This window comes from Streptomyces sp. NPDC057616, from assembly GCF_042800575.1.
In the GTDB taxonomy this organism is placed as follows: Bacteria; Actinomycetota; Actinomycetes; order Streptomycetales; family Streptomycetaceae; genus Streptomyces.
The window spans coordinates 45995-66363 of the sequence record NZ_JBHVGU010000048.1; the positions used below are offsets into that span (position 1 = coordinate 45995).

At 72.8% G+C, this 20369-nt stretch carries 18 protein-coding genes; 10 read left to right on the plus strand and 8 right to left on the minus strand.

Annotated features, from left to right (window positions below; all coding sequences use genetic code 11):
* The first annotated feature begins 45 nt into the window (after window positions 1–45).
* From ACFU97_RS39985 to ACFU97_RS40005, 5 genes are all read left to right on the plus strand, one after another.
* The gene (locus ACFU97_RS39985; protein ID WP_384266557.1) at window positions 46–1287 is read left to right on the plus strand and encodes an NAD(P)/FAD-dependent oxidoreductase; all 1242 of its coding nucleotides are present in this window, start codon (window positions 46–48) and stop codon (window positions 1285–1287) included.
* Window positions 1288–1353: 66 nt separating this feature from the next.
* Complete coding sequence (locus ACFU97_RS39990) at window positions 1354–1719, plus strand: Rv2175c family DNA-binding protein (protein WP_384266560.1); 366 nt, start codon at window positions 1354–1356, stop codon at window positions 1717–1719.
* 140 nt (window positions 1720–1859) lie between these two features.
* Window positions 1860–2516 (plus strand): thiamine phosphate synthase, encoded by a 657-nt coding sequence (gene thiE, locus ACFU97_RS39995; RefSeq protein ID WP_384266562.1) that lies wholly within the window; start codon window positions 1860–1862, stop codon window positions 2514–2516.
* 137 nt (window positions 2517–2653) lie between these two features.
* Window positions 2654–3577 carry a methylenetetrahydrofolate reductase [NAD(P)H] gene (metF, locus tag ACFU97_RS40000; protein ID WP_384266564.1) on the plus strand — a complete coding sequence of 308 codons (924 nt, stop codon included), beginning with the start codon at window positions 2654–2656 and terminating at the stop codon, window positions 3575–3577.
* A 56-nt stretch (window positions 3578–3633) separates the two neighbouring features.
* Window positions 3634–4578, plus strand: coding sequence for a hypothetical protein (locus ACFU97_RS40005; protein ID WP_384266566.1), 945 nt, complete (start codon window positions 3634–3636; stop codon window positions 4576–4578).
* A gap of 50 nt (window positions 4579–4628) precedes the next feature.
* On the opposite strand, the gene ACFU97_RS40010 is transcribed toward ACFU97_RS40005, so the two are convergent.
* The 4 genes from ACFU97_RS40010 to ACFU97_RS40025 all read right to left on the minus strand — a co-directional run bounded on the left by ACFU97_RS40010 (window position 4629) and on the right by ACFU97_RS40025 (window position 10081).
* Entirely contained in the window at window positions 4629–6107 is a 1479-nt protein-coding gene (locus ACFU97_RS40010; protein WP_384266568.1) for a phytoene desaturase family protein, read from the minus strand.
* Window positions 6108–6619: 512 nt separating this feature from the next.
* A complete protein-coding gene (locus ACFU97_RS40015) occupies window positions 6620–7255 on the minus strand; it encodes a TetR/AcrR family transcriptional regulator (RefSeq protein WP_384266570.1) in 636 nt (211 codons plus the stop codon).
* 47 nt (window positions 7256–7302) lie between these two features.
* Window positions 7303–9387, minus strand: coding sequence for a YhgE/Pip family protein (locus tag ACFU97_RS40020; protein ID WP_384266571.1), 2085 nt, complete (start codon window positions 9385–9387; stop codon window positions 7303–7305).
* Window positions 9359–10081, minus strand: coding sequence for an ATP-binding cassette domain-containing protein (locus ACFU97_RS40025; RefSeq protein WP_384266574.1), 723 nt, complete (start codon window positions 10079–10081; stop codon window positions 9359–9361). Before ACFU97_RS40025 ends, ACFU97_RS40020 begins: the two co-directional genes overlap by 29 nt.
* A 161-nt stretch (window positions 10082–10242) precedes the next feature.
* Between ACFU97_RS40025 and ACFU97_RS40030 the strand changes: the two genes are divergently transcribed.
* From ACFU97_RS40030 to ACFU97_RS40040, 3 genes are all read left to right on the plus strand, one after another.
* On the plus strand, window positions 10243–10809 hold the full coding sequence (locus tag ACFU97_RS40030) for an SAV_6107 family HEPN domain-containing protein (RefSeq protein ID WP_384266576.1): 567 nt from the start codon (window positions 10243–10245) through the stop codon (window positions 10807–10809).
* A gap of 174 nt (window positions 10810–10983) precedes the next feature.
* The gene (locus tag ACFU97_RS40035) at window positions 10984–11754 is read left to right on the plus strand and encodes a methyltransferase (protein WP_384266578.1); all 771 of its coding nucleotides are present in this window, start codon (window positions 10984–10986) and stop codon (window positions 11752–11754) included.
* A gap of 277 nt (window positions 11755–12031) precedes the next feature.
* On the plus strand, window positions 12032–12424 hold the full coding sequence (locus tag ACFU97_RS40040; protein WP_232648209.1) for a DUF3040 domain-containing protein: 393 nt from the start codon (window positions 12032–12034) through the stop codon (window positions 12422–12424).
* A gap of 100 nt (window positions 12425–12524) precedes the next feature.
* Here ACFU97_RS40040 and ACFU97_RS40045 read toward each other — a convergent pair whose 3' ends face one another.
* The 4 genes from ACFU97_RS40045 to ACFU97_RS40060 all read right to left on the minus strand — a co-directional run bounded on the left by ACFU97_RS40045 (window position 12525) and on the right by ACFU97_RS40060 (window position 18236).
* The gene (locus ACFU97_RS40045) at window positions 12525–15038 is read right to left on the minus strand and encodes a DUF3488 and DUF4129 domain-containing transglutaminase family protein (protein WP_384266580.1); all 2514 of its coding nucleotides are present in this window, start codon (window positions 15036–15038) and stop codon (window positions 12525–12527) included.
* On the minus strand, window positions 15035–16408 hold the full coding sequence (locus ACFU97_RS40050) for a DUF58 domain-containing protein (protein WP_384266582.1): 1374 nt from the start codon (window positions 16406–16408) through the stop codon (window positions 15035–15037). Before ACFU97_RS40050 ends, ACFU97_RS40045 begins: the two co-directional genes overlap by 4 nt.
* Entirely contained in the window at window positions 16408–17448 is a 1041-nt protein-coding gene (locus ACFU97_RS40055) for an AAA family ATPase (RefSeq protein ID WP_384266584.1), read from the minus strand. Before ACFU97_RS40055 ends, ACFU97_RS40050 begins: the two co-directional genes overlap by 1 nt.
* Window positions 17449–17690: 242 nt before the next feature.
* The gene (locus ACFU97_RS40060; RefSeq protein WP_384266587.1) at window positions 17691–18236 is read right to left on the minus strand and encodes a beta-class carbonic anhydrase; all 546 of its coding nucleotides are present in this window, start codon (window positions 18234–18236) and stop codon (window positions 17691–17693) included.
* 416 nt (window positions 18237–18652) lie between these two features.
* On the opposite strand from ACFU97_RS40060, the gene rsmH reads away from it, so the two are divergent.
* Together rsmH and ACFU97_RS40070 are read left to right on the plus strand one after the other, a co-directional pair.
* Window positions 18653–19609, plus strand: a complete 957-nt coding sequence (gene rsmH / locus ACFU97_RS40065; RefSeq protein WP_384266589.1) for a 16S rRNA (cytosine(1402)-N(4))-methyltransferase RsmH — start codon at window positions 18653–18655, stop codon at window positions 19607–19609.
* 62 nt (window positions 19610–19671) lie between these two features.
* Entirely contained in the window at window positions 19672–20259 is a 588-nt protein-coding gene (locus tag ACFU97_RS40070; protein WP_384266592.1) for a septum formation initiator family protein, read from the plus strand.
* The last annotated feature ends 110 nt before the right edge of the window (window positions 20260–20369 follow it).

A 20369-nucleotide genomic window follows, 5' to 3' on the forward strand; every position in this document is an offset into this window, starting at 1 on the left:
GCACGACTGCTGACTGACATTTTGTCAGTTGGCTAGGGTGATCAGGTGAGCGAGCAGACGCAGGAGACGGGTGGATCGCCCTCGCGGCGCGTGGTCGTGGTGGGTGCGGGCATGGCCGGTGTGCAGTCCGCGGTGGCGCTGCGCGAGCAGGGCTTCACCGGCCGCGTGACCCTGATCGGCGCCGAGCCCCACCAGCCCTACGACCGGCCCCCGCTCTCCAAGGCCGTCCTGCTCGGCAAGTCCGAGGGCTCCGCCTTCGACGTCGACTTCGAGGCGCTCGGCATCGAGCTTCAGCTCGGGTGCGAGGTGCTGGGCCTGCGCCCCGCCGAGCACGAGCTGGACACCGAGGCCGGTCCCGTCCGGTACGACGTCCTCGTGCTCGCCACCGGTGCCGAACCGATTCGGCTGCCGGGCGCCGAGGGCGTCCCCGGCGTACATCTGCTGCGCACCCTGGACGACGCCGAGCGGCTGCGGCCCGTCCTCGCCCGGCAGCACGACATCGTGGTGGTCGGCGCGGGCTGGATCGGCGCCGAGTTCGCCACGGCCGCACGCGAGGCGGGCTGCGCGGTGACCGTCGTCGAGGCGGCGGACCGGCCGCTCGCCGGCGCCCTGCCCGCCGAGGTGGCCGCGCCGATGGCCCGCTGGTACGCCGACGCCGGTGTCGAACTGCGCACCCACGCGCGCGTGGAGCGCGTCGAGCCCGGCGCGGTCGTCCTCGACGACGGCTCGCGGCTGCCCGCGGGCGCGGTCGTGGTCGGCATCGGCGCCCGCCCCGCCACGGCCTGGCTGAGCGGCTCCGGCATCGAGCTCGGCAGGCACCACGAGGTCGTCGCCGACGCCCATCTGCGCACCTCGGCACCGGACGTCTACGCCGTCGGCGACTGCGCCTCCTTCCCGTCGGGGCGCTACGGCGAGCGCCTGCTCGTCCACCACTGGGACAACGCCCTCCAGGGGCCGCGGACGGTCGCCGAGAACATCGTCGGCGGCAGCACCGGGGTGCCGCCGGCCGTCTACGACCCCGTCCCGTACTTCTGGTCCGAGCAGTTCGGCCGTTTCGTCCAGTACGCCGGTCACCACGCCTCCGCCGACACGACCCTGTGGCGCGGCGACCCGGCCGGGCCCGCCTGGTCCGTCTGCTGGCTGCGCGAGGGCCGTCTGGTCGGCCTGCTCGCGGTCGGCCGGCCCCGGGACCTGGCGCAGGGCAGACGGCTGATCGAGGCCGGCACACCGATGGACGCCGAGCGCATCGGCGACCCGGCCCGGCCCCTGAAGGCCGCCACGGCGTAACGCGCGACCCCCGGGTCGGGCCAGCCTGGCTTCCGACTGTCAGTGCGGGATGGCAGGCTTGATTCCGTGACCGAGATTGACGCAAAGATCGATGCTCTCGTCCCCGCCTGGCTCACCCTCCCCGACATCGCAGAGATGCTCGATGTCGAGGTGACGCGAGTGCGGCAGCTGGTCAAGGAGGGCCAGCTCATCGCCGTACGCCGTGGTGAGAACCGCGCACTGCACGTCCCCGCCGCCTTCATCGACGGGAACAAGGTCGTCAAGGGCCTCAGCGGCACCCTGACGCTCCTGCGCGACGACGGCTTCACGGACGAGGAGATGCTCGAGTGGCTCTTCACTCCCGACGAGAGCCTGCCGGGCACCCCCGCCCAGGCCCTCAGCGAGAATCGAGGCACGGAGGTGAAGCGCCGCGCCCAGGCGCTCGCCGTCTGAGCCGAACTCGCTGATCCGAACACCGTCCGGCGTACGGGCCGGGGTCCGCGCGGGCCGCGGCCGTGGTTCACTGCGGCCGCAGCACCGAAGCTTCCCGCGGGCTCGCGGCCCGTACGCCACCGACAACGGGGGACACCCACATGCCCGGCACCGCAGCCACCGCACGCGCCCGCCTCGCCGACGCCCGCGTCTACCTCTGCACGGACGCGCGCAGGCGCCAGGGTGATCTGCCGCAGTTCCTGGACGCCGTGCTGGCGGGCGGTGTCGACATCGTGCAGCTGCGCGACAAGGGCATGGAGGCCGGCGAGGAGCTGGAGCACCTCGAGGTCTTCGCCGACGCCTGCGCCCGCCACGGCAGGCTGCTCGCGGTCAACGACCGGGCCGACGTCGCGCACGCGGCCGGCGCGGACGTTCTCCACCTGGGCCAGGGCGACCTCCCGGTCCCCGCGGCCCGCGCGATCCTCGGCGGCGACGTCCTCGTCGGCCGCTCGACGCACGCGGAGTCCGAGGCCGCCGCGGCCGCCGTCCAGGTGGGCGTCGACTACTTCTGCACCGGACCCTGCTGGCCGACCCCGACCAAGCCGGGCCGCCACGCCCCCGGCCTCGACCTGGTCCGGTACACCGCCTCCCTCGGCACCGACCGCCCCTGGTTCGCCATCGGCGGCATCGACCTCGCCAACCTCGACCAGGTGCTGGACGCCGGAGCCCGCCGGGTCGTCGTCGTCCGCGCGATCACCGAGGCGGCGGACCCGGGTGCCGCGGCGGCGGAGTTCGCCAAGCGGCTGCGGCAGGTCTGAGCGCCCTGGCCGTCCCTGAGCGCCCCGACCGGCCCCCGAGCGCGCCGACTGTCCGAGGCGTGGACAGCAAGTCGACAATTCGGGTAAAAATCCCGCGTTCGGTTGGGGGACCGTCGCCCCCTGGTTAACCTGCGAGTATGGCCCTCGGAACCGCATCCACAAGGACTGATCGCGCACGCACCGTGCGCGACATGCTCGCCACGGGCAAGACGACGTACTCCTTCGAGTTCTCGGCGCCCAAGACGCCCAAGGGCGAGCGGAACCTGTGGAGCGCGCTGCGCAGGGTCGAGGCGGTGGCTCCCGACTTCGTCTCCGTGACGTACGGCGCCGGCGGCTCCACGCGCGCGGGCACGGTCAAGGAGACCGAGCAGATCGTCGCCGACACCACGCTGACGCCGGTCGCCCACCTCACCGCGGTCAACCACTCCGTCGCCGAACTGCGCAACATCATCGGCCAGTACGCCGACGCCGGGATCCGCAACATGCTCGCCGTGCGCGGCGACCCGCCCGGCGACCCCATGGGCGACTGGGTGCCGCACCCGAAGGGCCTCGCCTACGCGGCGGACCTCGTCCAGCTCATCAAGGAGTCCGGCGACTTCTGCGTGGGCGTCGCGGCCTTCCCGGAGATGCACCCGCGCTCCGGCGACTGGGACACGGACGTCTCGCACTTCGTGGACAAGTGCCGGGCGGGCGCCGACTACGCGATCACGCAGATGTTCTTCCAGCCGGAGTCCTACCTGCGGCTGCGCGACCGCGTCTCCGGGGCCGGCTGCGAGACGCCCGTCATCCCCGAAGTGATGCCGGTGACGAGTGTGAAGATGCTGGAACGGTTGCCACAGCTCAGCAACGCCCACATCCCGTCCGTCCTGAAAGAGCGAATCCTCACAGCAAAAGACGATCCGGCGGCTGTACGCTCCATTGGCATTGAATTCGCCACGGAGTTCTGCGCACGGCTGCTGGCCGAGGGAGTGCCCGGTCTGCACTTCATCACGCTCAACAACTCCACGGCCACGCTGGAAATCTACGAGAACCTGGGCCTGCACCACCCCCCGCAGGCCTAGACCGGCCGCACCGGAGTACGACACACTGCGTAGCGGCGACTGGGAGAGGGGCGTACATGGGCTGGACGGTCCTCTATATCGCGTTCGGCATCGTCGCACTGTGGCTGCTCGGTGAAGTACTGCTGCAGTACAAGGCGCGGCTGCGCTGGCGGCTGCTTGCGTTCGCGGGATTCCTGGGTGTCGTCATCGGGGTGCTGATCCCCTCGGTGATCGTCATCGGACTGGGCGCGGCCGCGTTCGCGGTCGGCCAGACCTACGTCACCCTCTCCTTCCGCCGCGGCTTCTCGTCGGGCTGGGCGGTCAAGCGCCCCGAGGGCGAGGACGGCAGCAAGCGGCGCCGCGGCAGGGTGGAGCACCAGGACCCGACCCTGGAGGTCTCCGACCTCGAGGCGGGCGACGGCGGATACGACGAGCGGGCCGCCTACACCCGCGAGAACGTCGCCTACAACGACGACGACTACGACCGCGACGACGTCTTCACCCCGGCTCACCAGGCCCAGCCCACGGCCGCCGAGAGCACCACGGTGTACGAGCCGCAGCCCATGCCCGACGACACCGGTTCGTACGGCATCTACGACAACGCCGCCTACGCCGGCGCGGGCCAGGCCCAGGACCAGTACGCGGCGGCCGCCCAGGGCGCCGACCAGGCCTACGCCTACGACTACTCGGGCTACGACCAGCAGCAGTACGGCTACGACACCAGTGGCCAGCAGCAGTACGCCGCCTACTCCGACCCGTACATCGGCACGCAGACCTACGGCGGCGGCTACGACACCGGCTACGCGCAGCAGTACGGCCAGCAGGGCTACGGCCAGGACCAGCAGCAGTACGGCCAGCAGGGCTACGGCGGCGAGACCCCGTCCGGCGGGGTGTGGGTCCCGCAGCAGCGCACCGACGAGACCTATGGCGGCGAGCTCCCGCCGGAGCAGCCCTACCCCTACCAGGGCAACGGCCAGGGGCAGACCCAGGGGAACGGGTTCGACGAGCAGTACCGCTTCTGAGCGCCCTTCGCCCCCGCACTCCTCCACCCACTCAACTCAACGGACGAGGCTCACTGCGAGCCTCTGAACTCCGGTCCCTCCACGATGAGTCCGGCCACCAGCGCGCCGGACATGCCTGCGTGCGCGAGGCCGCCGCCGGGATGGGCCCAGCCGCCGACCCGGTACAGCCCCGGCAGGCGGGTGGTGTTGGCCGGGTGCAGGAAGCGCCCGCCCCCGGCGGCCAGCGACGGCGCGGACACCCCGCCGAAGCCGGACTCCGCCTCCTCGCGCCACACGATCCGCTCCCGCAGCCCTGGTATCGCCGCCTCCGCCGCGGCGACGAGCTCGCCCGCGAGGGCTTCGCGCCCTCCGGGCTGGTCCCGGTCGCCGTCAGGCGGGACCACCGCGGAAAGGACCACCGACTCGTGGTCGCCGTCCGGCCGCAGCGCCGGGTCGTCCGGCCGCAGCACGGTCACGGTGGGCCGGACGAGCTCGGGGGACGGGGAGCCGAGGGCGTCCAGCTCGGCCGTACGGTCCGGGGCGTGGACGATCGTGCGATGCACCGCGCCGGCCTCCCGCGCGCCGCGCAGCGCCAGCAGCACGGTGAACCGCCCGGGACGGGCGCCGGTGCCGGGCCGTACGTCGCCCTCGTCGTCGAGCCGGTGCTGCGTCAGCTGGCGCAGACGGGCGGGACGCACACCGGCGACCACGTGGTCCGCCTCCGCCGGCGCGCCGTCCGCCAGCTCCACACCCGCCGCCCGGCCGTCCTTCTCCAGCACGCCCGTCACCTCGGCGCCGAAGCGGAACTCGACCCTGCGGGCCAGGCACCGCTCGTACACCGCGCGCGCCAGCTCCCGCATGCCGCCGCGGACGTACCAGGTGCCGAAGGCGTGCTCCATGTACGGCAGCACGGCGGCGCTCGCGGGGGCGGTGCGCGGATCGAGGCCGTACGCGAGCGCGTGGCTGTCCAGGAGCGCGGCGAGCCGGGGGTCGCGCAGCTCCCAGGCGCCGATCTCGGCGAGCGTGGCCGCCTGCCGGGTGCGCAGCAGCCGCTTGTGCGGGACCGCCGGATAGGGCTCGCGGTCCGCCAGCACCGGCCAGTTGGGCCACAGGGGCTCCTCCAGGAGCGGGCGGCGGGTGCGGTCCCAGGCCTCGCGGGCCCGCACCAGGAAGTCGCCCCAGCGGCCGCCGGCGCCGGATCCGAGCGCCTCGTCCAGCGCGGCGACGACGCCCGCGCGCGACGCGTTGGGCAGCGCGGCCCCGGTGCCGTCCGCGAACACGTGCCGTGAGGACGGATCGACCTGGACCAGCTCGACGCACTCCTCCAGCGGCTCCTTGCCGGTCTTGACGAAGAGATCGCGCCAGACGGCGGGCAGGGTCAGCAGCCCGGGACCGGTGTCGAAGGCGAAGCCGTCCCGCTCGACGCGGCGCACCGAACCGCCGTACGTCTGCGCACGCTCGTACACCGTCACCCGGTGGCCCGCGACGGCCAGCCGGGCGGCGGCCGCCATCGCGCCCGTCCCGGCGCCGATCACCGCAATCCGTCCCATGCCTGCGACTTTATCGACCGCCACCGACAGTCACGGACGGCGCGGTCCGCCTCAGCGGAACCGCCGGGGGAGTACGGACGCGGGCGCGCTGGTAACCAGTCGGCAACGGAGCGTCCTGGGGGTGAGTGCGCAGGGCTGAGTATCCGTACCTAGTGACGGAGATGAGTAGCCGCGCGGATGGGCTGCGACCTGCGCGAACGAGACAGTGGAGACACGGAAAGGGGCTTGGCTCCGGCACCGGCGACACGGGGCGCCGGAACGGAGCCGCCCACGATCCGCTCCTTCCGCCGGCCGCGCGTCGGCGGGAGCGAGACACGGGGGAACCCGGGGGAACGACCGAGAACGGGGGCCCAACGGGGGAAGTGAAACGGGGGAGCACGAGAAGGCGCCGGTTCGAGGTGGCCCGCGGGGGACGCGGCCACATCGGACCGGCGCTTTCGTCGTCCGTGCCGTCTCTGTCCTCCTGCCGTGCTGGGCGGCCCTGAGGAGGGATCAGCGACCGGGACGGGTGCTCAGCGGCGGCCGGGCCCGCTCACGCGTCCCTGGAGCAGCCGGGACAGCGCCGCGTGCACGTCGTCCAGGGACCGCTCCGGCTGGAAGGACTGCCAGTCCAGCGCGGCCACCAGCACCATGCCGACCAGTGCCGACGCGGTCAGCGGTACGTCGATCTCGTCGCTGAACTCGCCGTTCGCCACGCCCTCGCGCAGCACGTCCTCGACGACCGAGACCGCCTGCTGCCTGACCACCATCAGGGTCGACTGCCAGGCGCGGTTGGTGCGCCACATCTCGGCCACGTAGAGCTGGGTGAAGGCGGGGTAGCGGTCGATGAAGACGAGACCGGCGCGGATCATCGCGTCCAGGGCGTCCACCTTGCTCCCGCCGTCCCTGGCCGTCCTCTCGGCCGCCTCCCGGAGGGAGGCGGCGAGGAGTCCGACGCCGTGCCGCAGCAGCTCCTCGAAGAGGACGGACTTGCTCGCGAAGTTGTAGTAGACGGTGCCCTTCGCGACCCCGGCCCGCTCGGCGATCTCGTCCACCGTGGTGGCGGAGAAGCCCTGCTCGGCGATGAGCGTGACGGCCGCCTCGTAGAGCTTCTGCCGGGTGGCCTCGCGGCGCGTGCTGCCGCCCGAGGCGGTGCTGCTGCTTTCCATGGCCCTGATTGTCACAGGAGCCGTGGCCCCGGACGGCACCGCGGCGCTCACAGCGTCAGCTCCGGGTGCAGCCGGTCCAGGGTCCACACCTGCCGGCGGCGGGCCGACAGCGCGGTGAGCGCGAGGGCGCCCGCGGTGAACGCGGTGAGCACCACGCACGCGTGCCACACCGGTCCCAGGCCGCCGCCCGTGATGAGCCGCCGCAGGGCCTCCACGACGTAGCTCATCGGCAGGAAGGGGTGCAGCGCGTTGAAGAAGCCCGGGCTCGTCTGCACGGGGTACGTGCCGCCCGCGGAGGTCAACTGGAGCATCAGCAGGGCGAGGACGAGGATCCGGCCCGCCGCTCCGAAGCGTGCGTTCAGCCACTGCACGATCGCCCCGAAGCACGCCGTCACCAGGAACAGGAAGCCGATCGTGCCGGCCGCCCGCACCATCTGCAGGCCGATCGCCCAGTGCAGCACCGCCATCAGCGCCACCGTCTGCAGCACACCGATCGCCACCACCGGCAGCCAGCCCGCGAGCGCGATCCGCCAGGCCGGGGCACCGGTGGCGAGCGCGCGCCGGTTCATCGGCGCGATCAGCATGTACGCCACCATCGCGCCCACCCACAGGGACAGCGGGATGAAGTACGGGGCGAACCCGGTGCCGTAGTTGGGCGCCTTGTGCAGGTCCTTGGAGACCAGGTGGACCGGGTCGGCCATCACCTCGGTGCGCCGGTCGCGGTCCTTCTTGTCGTAGTCCGGGATCTTCCCGGCGCCGTCGTGCAGCCCGCCCGCGAGCTTGCCCGAGCCGTCGACGAGCTTGAACATGCCGCCGTTGAGGTCCTCGGCGCCGGTCTTCAGCTTGCCGACGCCCTCGTCCAGGTCGGCCGCGCCGCCCGAGGCCGTGCCGAGCCCCTTGTGCAGCTTCTTGGCGCCCGCTGCGACCTTCCCGGCGCCGTCGTTCAGCTTGTTGACCTTGGAGACGGCGTCGTCGAGGTCCTCGGACAGGTGCGGCGCGCGCTTCGCCAGCGCCTCGGCCTGCCCCTGGAGGGTGGCCAGGTTCCGGTCGAGCTTCTTCAGATCGCCGTCCTGGTCGCCGATCAGGGTGTTGAGGTCGTCGGCGATCGTCGCCACGTCGTCGGCGGCCTCCTTCGCCTTCTTCAGGTCGGAGCATGCGGCGTCCGGCAGTACGGGCTGCTCGCAGCGCACCCGGTAGATGTCGTCCAGCGCCGCCGAGGCCTTGTGCGCGCCCTTGGCGGCCACAGGGGCCGTCCTGACCAGGGTGGCGAGGTTGTGGCGGATCGCCTTGGAGGAGTCGGCGACCAGCCGGGCGGTGTCCCCGATGGTCTTCTCGTTGTCCTTCAGGAACGGGCCGGCCTTCTGGTCGACGGCGTTGACCTTGTCGGCGAGCGTCCGGGTGCCGGCCGCGACCTGCTGCGAGCCGTCCTCCAGGGCGCCCGCGCCCGAGTTCAGCTTCTTCAGCCCCTTGGAGAGCTTGCCGCTGCCGCTCTTGGCGTCCTGGAGTCCGTCGGCGAGGTCCTTGGAGCCCTTCTCCGCCTTGCCGATCCCGCCGTTGAGCTTGTCCGCCCCGTCGGCGGCCTTCACCGTCGCGCCGTGGATGTCGGAGAACGAGATGAAGATCTTGTCCAGGAAGGACCGCGAGGCCTTGGTGGACGCGGCCTGGCGCACCTCGCTGAACACCGTGCGCGAGATCTGCCCGACGATGTAGTTGTTCGCGTCGTTGGTGCGCACCTGGAGCGCGCCCGTCTCCGGGGAGTCGCCCGCGCTGGACGCGATCCGCCTGCTGAAGTCGGCCGGCATGGTCAGCGACAGGTAGTACGTGCCGTCCTCCACGCCCGCGCGTGCCTGCTCGGCACTCACCTCGTGCCAGTCGAAGACGTCGCTGTCCCGCAGCCCCTTGGTGAGGTCGTCGCCCGCCGCGATCCGCTTCCCGTCGGCGCTCGCCCCCTTGTCGTCGTTGACGAGGGCCACCGGGATGCGGTCCAGGCGGCCGTACGGGTCCCAGAACGACCACAGGTACAGCGCGCCGTACAGCAGCGGCAGCACCAGGAGCGCCACCAGGGCGGCCCTGGGCAGCCTGCCCCGGGCGAACCGCCTGAGCTCAAGCGCGGCCAGTTTCGGCGAGCGCATCGGCCTTCTCCTTTCCCGTGGTGACGACGACGGCGCCCTCGGGGGCCTCGCTGCATACCGCCACGACCGTCGTGCCGGACTCGGCGACCGACCTCAACAGCGCCCAGACCTCGTCCCGTTCGGCATCCGAGAGCTTCAGGTCGGTGTCGTCGACGGCGAGCAGCCGGGGCCGGCCGAGCAGCGCGAGCGCGAGGGACAGCCGCAGCGCCTCCATGCGTTCGAGATCGCGTACGACCGTCCGCGTGCCCTTGGGCAGCGACTCCCGGTCCAGGCCCGCGGCGGTCAGCGCGGTGTCGATCCGCAGCTTCGCCTCGGCCACCCGCTCGGCGCGCGGCCGCAGCAGCCCACGCAGCGAGTCGCCGAACCGCCGCTGCAGCAGCGCCCGTTCGTGCAGGTGCTCGGCCACGGTCAGGGCCGGCTCCAGCTCGGCGACCCCGGCGACGTGCGCGAGACCGCTGATCCGCCGCACGGCCGCCATCTGCTTGGGCAGCCTGCGCTCGCCGACCATGGCCTCGCCCGCGGTCGGCCGCATTCGCCCCGTGAGCGCGAGCAGCAGACAGGTACGGCCGGACCCCGACGGCCCCTCGATCGCGATCAGCGAGCCTGGCTCCGCCGCGAACGTGACATCGCGGAAGGCCCAGCCACGCGGCCCCTCGAGTCCTAGCCCGCGGGCAGTGACACCCACACCGGACACGGTTCCCCCCACCCTGCTTTTTGAACTGACTGGTCAGTGCAAAAACTATCCCGAACCTTCGATCGAAGCAAAGCCGCAGGTCAGAACGGATTGTCAGTGGCATACCGCACGATGGACACATACGGCCACAGAGCCGTCACGCAGACGACAGGAGGATCGTCATGGCCACACACCACGCAGCAGCCGCCCGTCGGCGCCGCGCCACCGGCCCTGCCCCCTCACTGACCGGTCCGGCGAGCGACGTCCACCCCGTGCTCCGCCGGACCACGGCCCCGCCCGCCGCCCTCGACCTGCTCGCCCAGGCCCGCGCCGGGCTGGACGAGGCAGCCGTCCTCGAGACACCGAACGAGCGCTATGCCACGGCCCACCTCGCAGCGCTGCGCACGGCCGCCGCGGTGCTCGCGGCGCGAGGGCGCCCGGAGCCGTCGTCCCGACGGCGTGCCCGCATCCGGAGCGCCTGGGAAGTGCTCCCCGAGATCGCGCCCGAACTGACCGAGTGGAGCGTGCTGTTCGCCTCCGGGGCCCGGCGCCGCGCCCGCGCCGAGGCCGGCATCCAGGGCGCGGCCAGCCGCCGCGACGCCGACGACCTGATACGGGACGTGGCGATGTTCCTGCGCCTCGTCGAGCGGATGCTCGTCCTCCAGCCCGTCCTGCCGCAGCCGCGCCAGGACGCCGACCACCCGCACACCGAGGCGGAGAGTGACCGCGACTTACCGGACACCGGATGAGGGCGTCCGCCGTACGAGACGTTCGGCGGGGCACGCCACCGCAGTGACCAGGCGGGGCACCGGAGGCCATAGGGTGGAAGGCGCCTGAAGCCTTCCCTCCCGCGTCCGGGCCGGGGAGGCACCCCGTTCGCTCCGCCGTGCAAGGGGCGGTGCCGCGCCGAGGAGTCAACTGCCGTGTCGGACCCGATGCGCCCCCGAGCCTCTCTCCGTACCGCCGTGGTCTGGGAGGTCCTCCAGGAGGCCCTCGAACGCCGGGTCAAGTCCACGGGGCGGGAGTCGCTGGACGTCCTCGACACCGGGGGCGGCAGCGGCAACTTCGCGGTGCCCGTCGCACGGCTCGGCCACCGGGTCACCGTCGTCGACCCCAGCCCGAACGCGCTCTTCGCGCTGGAGCGCCGCGCCGCCGAGGCCGACGTCGCCGACCGGGTGAAGGGCGTCCAGGGCGACGCCCACGGCCTCTTCGACGTGGTCGAGCGCGGCGGCTACGACGCGGTGCTGTGCCACGGCGTCCTGGAGTACGTCGACGACCCGGCCGAGGGCGTGCGCAACGCCGTGGCCGCGCTGCGGTCCGAGGGCGTCCTCAGCCTGCTCGCGGCGGGCCTCGGCGGCGCCGTGCTCGCGCGCGCGCTGGCCGGCCACTTCAAGGAGGCCCGGCAGGCCCTCGAGAACCCGGACGGCCGCTGGGGCGAGGGCGACCCCGTGCCGCGCCGCTTCACCGCCGAGCAGCTCTCCGCGCTCGTCGAGCAGGCCGGTCTCAGGGTCGGCGCGGTGCACGGCGTACGGGTCTTCGCCGACCTCGTCCCGGGCGTCCTGGTGGACACCGAGCCCGGCGCCCTGGAGGCGCTGCTGAAGCTGGAGGAGGCGGCGGCCCAGTCCCCCGCCTTCCACTCCGTGGCGACCCAGCTCCACGTGCTGGGCGAGACGCAGGGGGCCACCGGGGCCTGAGCCGCCTCCTGCGGTGCGCCGCTGATCAGGGACTTGGCCGCACATGGAGTACGCCACAGGCCCCCCGATCGGACGCTCAGCGCCGTATGATCGAGGGAGACCGCCCGGCATGACGGGTCGGCCGTTGGGGAATGCAGGATTCAACGAGCCGGGGCGTGCATGGCGGACACCGGTTGGTCAATTGGCGCAGAGGGGCGGGTTTCACGGGGGCGATTCCCTGCCTATCCTGAAGGGACCCCCCGGGTCGCCCCGGCGACTGCACGATGAGGAGGACTCCGTGCCGCTCTCGGAGCACGAGCAGCGCATGCTCGAGCAAATGGAGCGAGCGCTGTATGCCGAAGATCCCAAGTTCGCGACAGCGCTTGAGGGAAGCGGGCTGCGTACGTACACCCGGCGACGGGTCTACCAGGCGGTCGCGGGCTTCCTCGTGGGTATCGCGCTCCTCATGGCTGGAATGGTCGCCAAGCAGGTGTGGCTCAGCGTGGTGGGCTTCCTGGTCATGCTGGGGTGCGCCGTGCTCGCCGTGACCGGCTGGCGCAAGGCTCCCAAGCCGGGCGAACAGCCCGCCGCCGGTGCCCCGCACGCGCGCCGTCAGGGACGGCAGAAGCGCTCGATGATGGACCGGATCGAGCAGCGCTGGCAGCGCCGGCGAGACGAACAGGGCCACTGACACCTCGACCACGTAGGTGAGGGGGTGACCACCCGGCGGGTGGTCACCCCCTCACCTGTGCCCGCGGGACGGGCCGCGCGCCGAGGCCGGCGCGCTCCCGTCACCCGCTCTGCTGCCCCGAGGGCCGTCGCACCAGCCCCGCCAGGGCCGACCAGCGCCCGGCCATGCGGGCCTTGACCGCCGTCCAGCGGTCCATGAGCTCCCACGCCGCCCGGACGGCCGAACGGGGTGCCACGACCGCCCGCACCCGGGTGGTCCTGCTGACCTTGGACCGCAGCGCCACCCGCATCCTGCGCACGTCGTCCGCGAGGCCCGGCTCGGCGTGCGGCTCCGGCGCGAACAGCACCTGTTCCACCGCGCTCGCCACCCGGTGCACGGAGTCGGCCGTGGCCGGGTCCAGCTGCCCGAGCCGCACGATGCGCGCGGCCGCCTTCCGCGGGGTCAGCGCGTCGTCCGGCACGATGCCGTAGTCCCAGGCGGTGTCCGTGAGCTCGCGCCAGACGGCGAGGACATGGCTCGCGGCCGCCTCGGCGGCGTAAGGGGCCGAGGCCTCGACCGGCAGGGCCGTCACATCCAGGTCGTCCGCGGCCCCTGTGCCCGGTCCGCGGGCTCTGCCGCCCCGCCGGGCCGGCGCCCGCCCGGACGCGGAGTGCTGGGCCGAGGCCAGTCGCACCGAGCGCCGTCGCACCCGCCACATCATGGGCAGCAGCGGCAGGGCGAGCACGAGGAGCCCGAGCAGCGCCCAGCCGGCGATCTTGTACCAGGCGAGACCGGCGTCGTGCGGCTTGGCCGTGTCGACCGGCAGCGCGCCCGCGCAGGCCTGGAGTTTCTTGTCCTCGGCCGAGCAGCTCGTGCTCGCCGACGGAGCGGACGAGGCCACCGAACCCGCCGACTGCGAGGGCCGCGAGACGTCGGGGAGGCTGCTGCCCGGCGTGTCCGTCTGCGTGTACGAGGGCGCCACGCCCCGGTTCGGGGTGGGCTCGAAGCGGGTCCAGCCCACGCCCTCGAAGTACAGCTCGGGCCAGGCGTGGGCGTCCTTCAGGCCCACCGACACCGAGCCGTCCGCCTGCGGCGTGCCCGGCGCGAAGCCCACCGCGACCCGGGCCGGGATGCCCAGGCTGCGGGCCATCGCCGCCATCGCGAAGGAGAAGTGGACGCAGAAGCCCTCCTTGTCCTTCAGGAAGCGGGCGATCGCCTGCGGGCCGCTGCCGACCTGCACCTGGGTGCTGTACTGGAAGCCGCCGTTCACCGAGAACCAGTCCTGGAGCTTGACCGCCTGGTCGTAGTGGGTGCTCGCCCCCTGGGTCACCTGGCGGGCGGTCTTCGCGACCACCGCGGGTACCGAGTCGGGCAGCTTGGTGTAGTCCCGCTTGATGGCGGCGGGCGGCGCCGGCGCGTCCGCGAGCTGCTCCGCCGTCGGCTGCACGTCGAGGCTCTTGACCAGGTACGTCTTGCCACGTGTGGTCTCGCCGTGGTCGCCGACCAGCGTCATGCCCACCGGCTCGTAGCGCCACTTGCCCGGGACGTCCACGCCGCTCGGCGGGTACGGCATCGGCAGCCAGTCCTGGGCGTACCAGTCGGCGGCCGAGATACGGGTCTCGATCTCCGCCCGCTTGACGTCCGCGCCGAGGCCGGACGGGGTCGGGAAGTTGTCCGGCACGCCGGTGACATGCCGCTTGGAGGGCCGCCAGGTGCTGCCGTCGAAGTCGTCCAGGGAGACGATCCGGATGTACAGGTTCGAGATGTCGTTGCTGTTCGACTTCAGGGACATGACCTGGCGGTCCTCGTCCACGTTCAGACTGTCGCGCAGCGAGACCAAGGGGTTGACCGCGGAGATCGTGCCGCCCCCGCCGTTGCCGTTGCCCACGCCCGTGCCCGTGGCGTCCAGCAGGCCGCCGTTCATCGCGGGCAGGGCCAGCGGCACCACCAGGGCGACGCCCAGCGCGACCACCCCGATGCGCCGGCCGGTGCGGACCGGCGCCACCGCGCCCGGCTCCCCGCCGGGCGAGCGTGCCGCGCCGGCGAACACCCGGCCCCACTGGGAGAGCCGCTCACGGCCCTCGGCCAGCAGCAGCATGAGATAGCCGCCCGCCGCGACCAGGAACCACAGCCAGTCGGCGCCGCCGTCGGACAGGCCCGCCGCGACGGAGTACAGCGCGAGCAGGGGCAGTCCGGCCGGGGCCGCGCTGCGGAAGGTCACCGCGAGGGTGTCCACCGCGAGGCCGATCAGCATGACCCCGCCCAGGAGCATCAGCCGGATGCCGTCGGACTCCAGGGGCGCCGGGATCGCGTACCGCGCGATGTCGTCGCCTCCCTGCCGGAGCAGGTCGGAGAGGTGACGGAACGCCTCGGGGCCCGGCACGATCCCGGCCAGGGCCTGCTGCCGGGCGAAGACCAGCGTCAGCAGCATCAGCGTGACCAGGGCCTGTGCCGCGATCGTCAGCGGACGCGCCAGCGGCACCCGGCGGGTCACCGCGCCGACGCCCGTCTGCACGCCCAGCAGGACGGCCGCCTGCAGGATCCAGGTGGCGGGGGTCACCAGGGGCAGCAGGGCGCAGGAGGCCATCAGCGTGGCCGCCCAGGCGCACAGCGCCAGTCGTGCCCGCCCGCTCATGAGCCCGCCCCCTCACGGCTCGTCCCCGTCGTCGCGGCGAGGCCCGTGCGCTCACGGTCCGCCAGCCGCCACAGCTCGCTCAGCGCGGCGCCCCGCGGCACGCTCAGGGCCGTCCAGCCCGCCTCCCGCAGCATCCGCAGCCGCTCCCCATGCTGGTCCAACGCCCCGGCCACATCGCTGGGTTCCCGCATCCAGGCGCCGGTGTCCAGCACGAAGGCGACCGCGCCCCCGCTGCGCTGGCGCATCTTGGCGGCCACTGCGGCCTGCTCCTCGTCCAGGTCGCCGAAGAAGGCCACCAGGAGCCCTTCGTTCCCGCCTCGCAGCACGTCGTAGGCCCGCGACAGGCCCGTGCCGTCCGAGTGGTCGACCACCGCGAGGGTGTCCATCATCAGCCCGGCCGAGTCGGCCGTCTCCTGGCTCGCGCCCGCGAAGCCGTCGGAGCCCTCGCCGGGCACCGAGTTGCCGGTGTCCGTCAGCAGCCGTACCGAGAAGCCCCGTTCGAGCATGTGGACCAGCACGGACGCCGCGCCCGAGACGGCCCACTCGAAGGCCGAGTCCGGGCCCGCGCCCTCGAAGGCGACGCCCCGGGTGTCGAGCAGCACCGTGCAGCGGGCGCGCTGGGGCTGCTCCTCGCGGCGCACCATCAGCTCGCCGTAGCGCGCGGTGGAACGCCAGTGGACGCGGCGCAGGTCGTCGCCGTAGCGGTAGCCGCGCGGGATCACGTCGTCCTCGCCGGCCAGCGCGAGCGAGCGCTGCCGCCCGTCGCCGTAGCCCTTGGCCTCGCCGGCCAGCCGCACCGGAGGCAGCGCCTCCACGCGCGGGATCACCGTCAGGGTGTCGTACGTCGAGAAGGACCGGGTCAGCTCGCACATCCCGAACGGGTCGGTCAGGCGCAGCTGCAGCGGGCCGAGCGGATACCGGCCGCGCAGGTCGGAGCGGACCCGGTAGGACACCTCGCGGCGGCCGCCCGGCTCCACCCGGTCCAGCACGAACCGGGGGCGCGGGCCGAGCACGTACGGCACCCGGTCCTGGAGCATCAGCAGGCCCGTGGGCAGCCGCGAGACGTTGTCCATCCGCAGATGGACGCGGGCCTCGCTGCCGGCGGGCACGCGGCCGGGGGACAGGCGGCGGCTGCCGGCCACCCGGTAGCGCGTGCGGTACAGGAACAGCGCGCAGACCAGGGGCAGGACGGCCAGCAGCAGGCCGACCCGCAGCAGATCGCTCTGCCCCAGTACGTAGGCGCAGACGGCGGCCGCGATGCCGGCCGCCAGGAAGGAGCGTCCGCGGGTGGTCAGACCGGCCAGCGCGGTGCGCAGACCGCCCTTATCGCCCCGGTCGGCGTCCGGCTGCGCCGTCCCGCCGAAGGACATCACAGCCTCCGCGGCGGTTGCTGGGGGTAGGACGGAGCGCCGCGGCCCAGTCCGCCGAAGCCGGTCTGCTGCTGGGGCGCCGCCGGGACCGGGGTGCGCTGCAGGATCTCCTGCACGACCTGCTCCGAGGTGCGGCGGTTGAGCTGGGCCTGGGCGGTGGGCAGCAGACGGTGGGCCAGGACGGCGACGGCGAGCGTCTGCACGTCGTCCGGCAGCGCGTACTCCCGGCCGCTCAGGGCTGCGGCTGCCTTCGCCGCGCGCAGCAGATGCAGCGTCGCGCGCGGGGAGGCGCCGAGTCTGAGGTCGGGATGGGTGCGGGTGGCGGCGACCAGGTCCACCGCGTACCGGCGGACCGTGTCCGCCACGTGGACGCCGCGGACCGCCTCGATCAGCTTCACGATGTCGTGCGCGTGGGCCACCGGCTGGAGGTCCTCCAGCGGCGAGACGCCGCCGTGCACGTCGAGCATCTGCAGCTCTGCCTCCACGCTGGGATAGCCCACCGAGACCCGGGCCATGAAGCGGTCGCGCTGGGCCTCGGGCAGCGGATAGGTGCCCTCCATCTCGACCGGGTTCTGCGTGGCCACCACCATGAAGGGGCTGGGCAGCTCGTAGGTCTGCCCGTCGATGGTGACCTGGCGCTCCTCCATCGACTCCAGCAGTGCCGACTGCGTCTTGGGCGAGGCGCGGTTGATCTCGTCGCCGATCACGATCTGCGCGAAGATCGCCCCCGGCTTGAACTCGAAGTCCCGGCGCTGCTGGTCCCAGATCGAGACACCGGTGATGTCCGAGGGCAGCAGGTCGGGGGTGAACTGGATGCGCCGCACCGAACAGTCGATGGACCGGGCCAGCGCTTTGGCGAGCATGGTCTTGCCCACGCCGGGGACATCCTCGATCAGAAGATGTCCCTCGGCGAGCAGTACGGTCAGCGAAAGCCGTACGACCTCGGGCTTGCCCTCGATCACTCCTTCCACCGAACTGCGGACCCTCTCCACAGTGGCAGTCAGATCAGTGAGGCTCGCTCGATCGTCATAGGTCGTCACCCGGCCCTCCTCGGCCCGTTTCTTTCTCCGGGCCGTCGCTCTGCGATGCGGACCGGCCCACCCCGAAACACGGACACCACGCGGCGTGAAGAGTTCCGCGTGACGTCACACCCGCATTCTTGCTGCCGTTACCGATTCGTGTCACTCGACTGTGGACAACTGGCTGCGATATGTCGGGTTTTACGACGCTTGGGCTCCAGCATGCGCGGGTTTTGCGAAAAACGAGAAGGGCCGGGTGGCGGTCAGGCGGGGTCGATCTCGCGCAGCAGGCCCGTCCGCACGTCGAAGACGAATCCCCGGACGTCGTCGGTGTGCTGCAGGAACGGCGACGTCCGCACACGCTGCATGGACTGCCGTACGTCCTGGTCGACGTCGGCGAAGGCCTCGGCCGCCCACGCGGGACGCTGGCCGACTTCCTCCTCCAGCTCGGTGCGGAAGTCCTCGGTGATCGTCTCCATGCCGCAGCCGGTGTGGTGGATGAGCACCACGCTGCGGGTGCCGAGCTTGCGCTGGCTGATGGTGAGCGAGCGGATCACGTCGTCGGTGACCACGCCGCCCGCGTTGCGGATGGTGTGGCAGTCGCCGAGCTGCAGGCCGAGGGCCTTGTGCAGGTCGATACGGGCGTCCATGCAGGCCACGACGGCGACATGCAGGACCGGGCGGGCGTCCATGCCGGGGTCGGTGAAGGCGGATGCGTACCGTTCGTTCGCCTCGACGAGGCGGTCGGTGACGGTGCCGCCGCGTATGGCGCCTTCGGACTCGGTGGGAACGGATGCGGAAGTCGTCATACCTATGACGGTACTGGTCAGATGTGATCCGGTCGCGGTGTGGGGGCGGGGAAAGGGTGTCATCACACTCCTGTTGTGAGGTACCCCACATGGGTGCGGAGTCCGTTCCGTGCGGGTGATTTTCCCTGATTCGCCGCATCGCACTCATCCTGCCGCGCGACGCGCAGGCCGGTTGATTGACCGCGGGACACCGTGGACTAAAGTGACGCGAAGCGGGAGGCGAGGCTCTCCCTGCTGGACTGACATTCCCGGAGGCCAGACGCGCGGACGGCCTCCCCACGCGCGCGGCGCGTACGTACGGCTCGGCCTCCTCCCGCTCCCGGTCGGCTGACGCTTCCGGCGCCGGCAGGCCTCCCCTTCTCGAGCGGGCGGGGACCCGGCGGTGCGTACGGCCGTGCCGGATCTGAGAGGGCCCCTTGAGCCAGAGTCGACACGTCCCGGTGATGCTCCAGCGGTGCCTGGACCTGTTGGCCCCCGCCCTGCAGCGGCCGGGAGCGGTGGTCGTCGACTGCACTCTGGGCCTCGGCGGCCACAGCGAGGCCCTGCTGCAGCAGTTCCCCGAGGCCCGGCTCGTCGCCCTCGACCGTGACAAGGAGGCGCTGCGCCTGTCGGGTGAGCGGCTGGCCCCCTTCGGTGAGCGGGCCACCCTGGTGCACGCCGTCTACGACGAGCTCCCCGACGTCCTGGAGCGCCTCGGCATCGCGCGCGTGCAGGGCGTCCTGTTCGACCTCGGCGTCTCCTCCATGCAGCTCGACGAGGCCGGCCGCGGCTTCGCCTACGCCCAGGACGCCCCGCTCGACATGCGCATGGACCAGACGGCGGGCATGAGTGCCGCCGAGGTCCTGAACACCTACCCGGCGGGCGAACTCGTACGGATCCTGCGGGCGTACGGCGAGGAGAAGCAGGCCAAGCGGATCGTCTCCGCGATCGTGCGCGAGCGCGAGAAGGAGCCGTTCGGCAACAGCGCGCGGCTGGTCGAGCTCATCCGGGACGCGCTGCCGCAGGCCGCCAAGCGCACCGGCGGCAACCCGGCCAAGCGCACCTTCCAGGCCCTGCGCATCGAGGTCAACGGCGAGCTCTCCGTCCTGGAGCGGGCGATCCCGGCCGCGGTGAAGGCGCTCGACCTGGGCGGGCGGATCGCCGTGCTGTCGTACCACTCGCTCGAGGACCGCCTGGTCAAGCAGGTGTTCGCGGCCGGCGCCGCCACCACCGCGCCGCCCGGGCTGCCCGTCGTGCCCGAGCGCTACCAGCCCCGGCTCAAGCTGCTCACCCGTGGTGCCGAACTTCCCACCGAGGAAGAGGTCGCCGAGAACCGGCGGGCGGCACCCGCCCGGCTGCGCGGGGCTCAGCGCATCAGGGAGGACGCCGAGTGAGCCGACGCGTCGAAGGGGCGGGGGAGTGAGCGAGTTGGGAAACCGGACTCACTGGAGGCGGTGTGAGTAGGAAACCCGAACTGAGGGGGCGGGCCGCTCGTCTCGCACGGCTCTTCCCGGGACCCGCGGGCCGCGGGCAGGCCGCCCGCACCCCCTTCGTCCTGCTCGTCGTGCTGCTCCTGGGCGGCGGTCTGATCGGGCTGCTGGTGCTGAACTCCGCGGTCAGCGAAGGCTCGTTCCGGCTGGACGACCTGCAGAAGGACACCAAGAACCTCACCGACCAGGAACAGGCGCTCCAGCGCGACATCGACTCCTACTCCGCGCCGGAGGCCCTCCAGCGCCGCGCCCACGAGCTCGGCATGGTCCCCGGCGGCGACCCCGCCTTCCTGAACCCCAACGGCACCGTGCGGGGCGTGCCCTCGGCCGCCGCCGAGCAGTCCGCCGCCGACAGGCCGCTCGTGCTGCTCCCGCCCGAGGCCCTCGCGGCCACGCCGGAACCCGGCGCGTCCGCGACGCCCACGGACCTCCCCGCCCAGGCGACGACACCGGCCGCGCTCCCGGCCCAGGCGACCACCCCGGCGGCCCTCCCCGAGCAGGCGACCACCCCGGCGGCCCTGCCCACCCCGACGACCTCGACTCCCGGCAGGTGACGGAAGTGCCCGACGCTTCTGGACAACGGCAGCCGCCGCGCCGCCGCGTGCCCGGCCCCGCGCGTCCCGCCTCCGCGCAGCGGCGTCCGGGCCCCGGCGCCCGCCCGGCC

Bases quoted from the DNA above. Each gene is read 5' to 3' on its own strand.
- thiE (WP_384266562.1), top strand. From the start codon at position 1,860: ATGCCCGGCACCGCAGCCACCGCACGCGCCCGCCTCGCCGACGCCCGC.
- metF (WP_384266564.1), top strand. From the start codon at position 2,654: ATGGCCCTCGGAACCGCATCCACAAGGACTGATCGCGCACGCACCGTG.
- ACFU97_RS40005 (WP_384266566.1), top strand. From the start codon at position 3,634: ATGGGCTGGACGGTCCTCTATATCGCGTTCGGCATCGTCGCACTGTGG.
- ACFU97_RS40010 (WP_384266568.1), bottom strand. From the start codon at position 6,107: ATGGGACGGATTGCGGTGATCGGCGCCGGGACGGGCGCGATGGCGGCC.
- ACFU97_RS40015 (WP_384266570.1), bottom strand. From the start codon at position 7,255: ATGGAAAGCAGCAGCACCGCCTCGGGCGGCAGCACGCGCCGCGAGGCC.
- ACFU97_RS40020 (WP_384266571.1), bottom strand. From the start codon at position 9,387: ATGCGCTCGCCGAAACTGGCCGCGCTTGAGCTCAGGCGGTTCGCCCGG.
- ACFU97_RS40030 (WP_384266576.1), top strand. From the start codon at position 10,243: ATGGCCACACACCACGCAGCAGCCGCCCGTCGGCGCCGCGCCACCGGC.
- ACFU97_RS40045 (WP_384266580.1), bottom strand. From the start codon at position 15,038: ATGAGCGGGCGGGCACGACTGGCGCTGTGCGCCTGGGCGGCCACGCTG.
- ACFU97_RS40050 (WP_384266582.1), bottom strand. From the start codon at position 16,408: ATGTCCTTCGGCGGGACGGCGCAGCCGGACGCCGACCGGGGCGATAAG.
- ACFU97_RS40060 (WP_384266587.1), bottom strand. From the start codon at position 18,236: ATGACGACTTCCGCATCCGTTCCCACCGAGTCCGAAGGCGCCATACGC.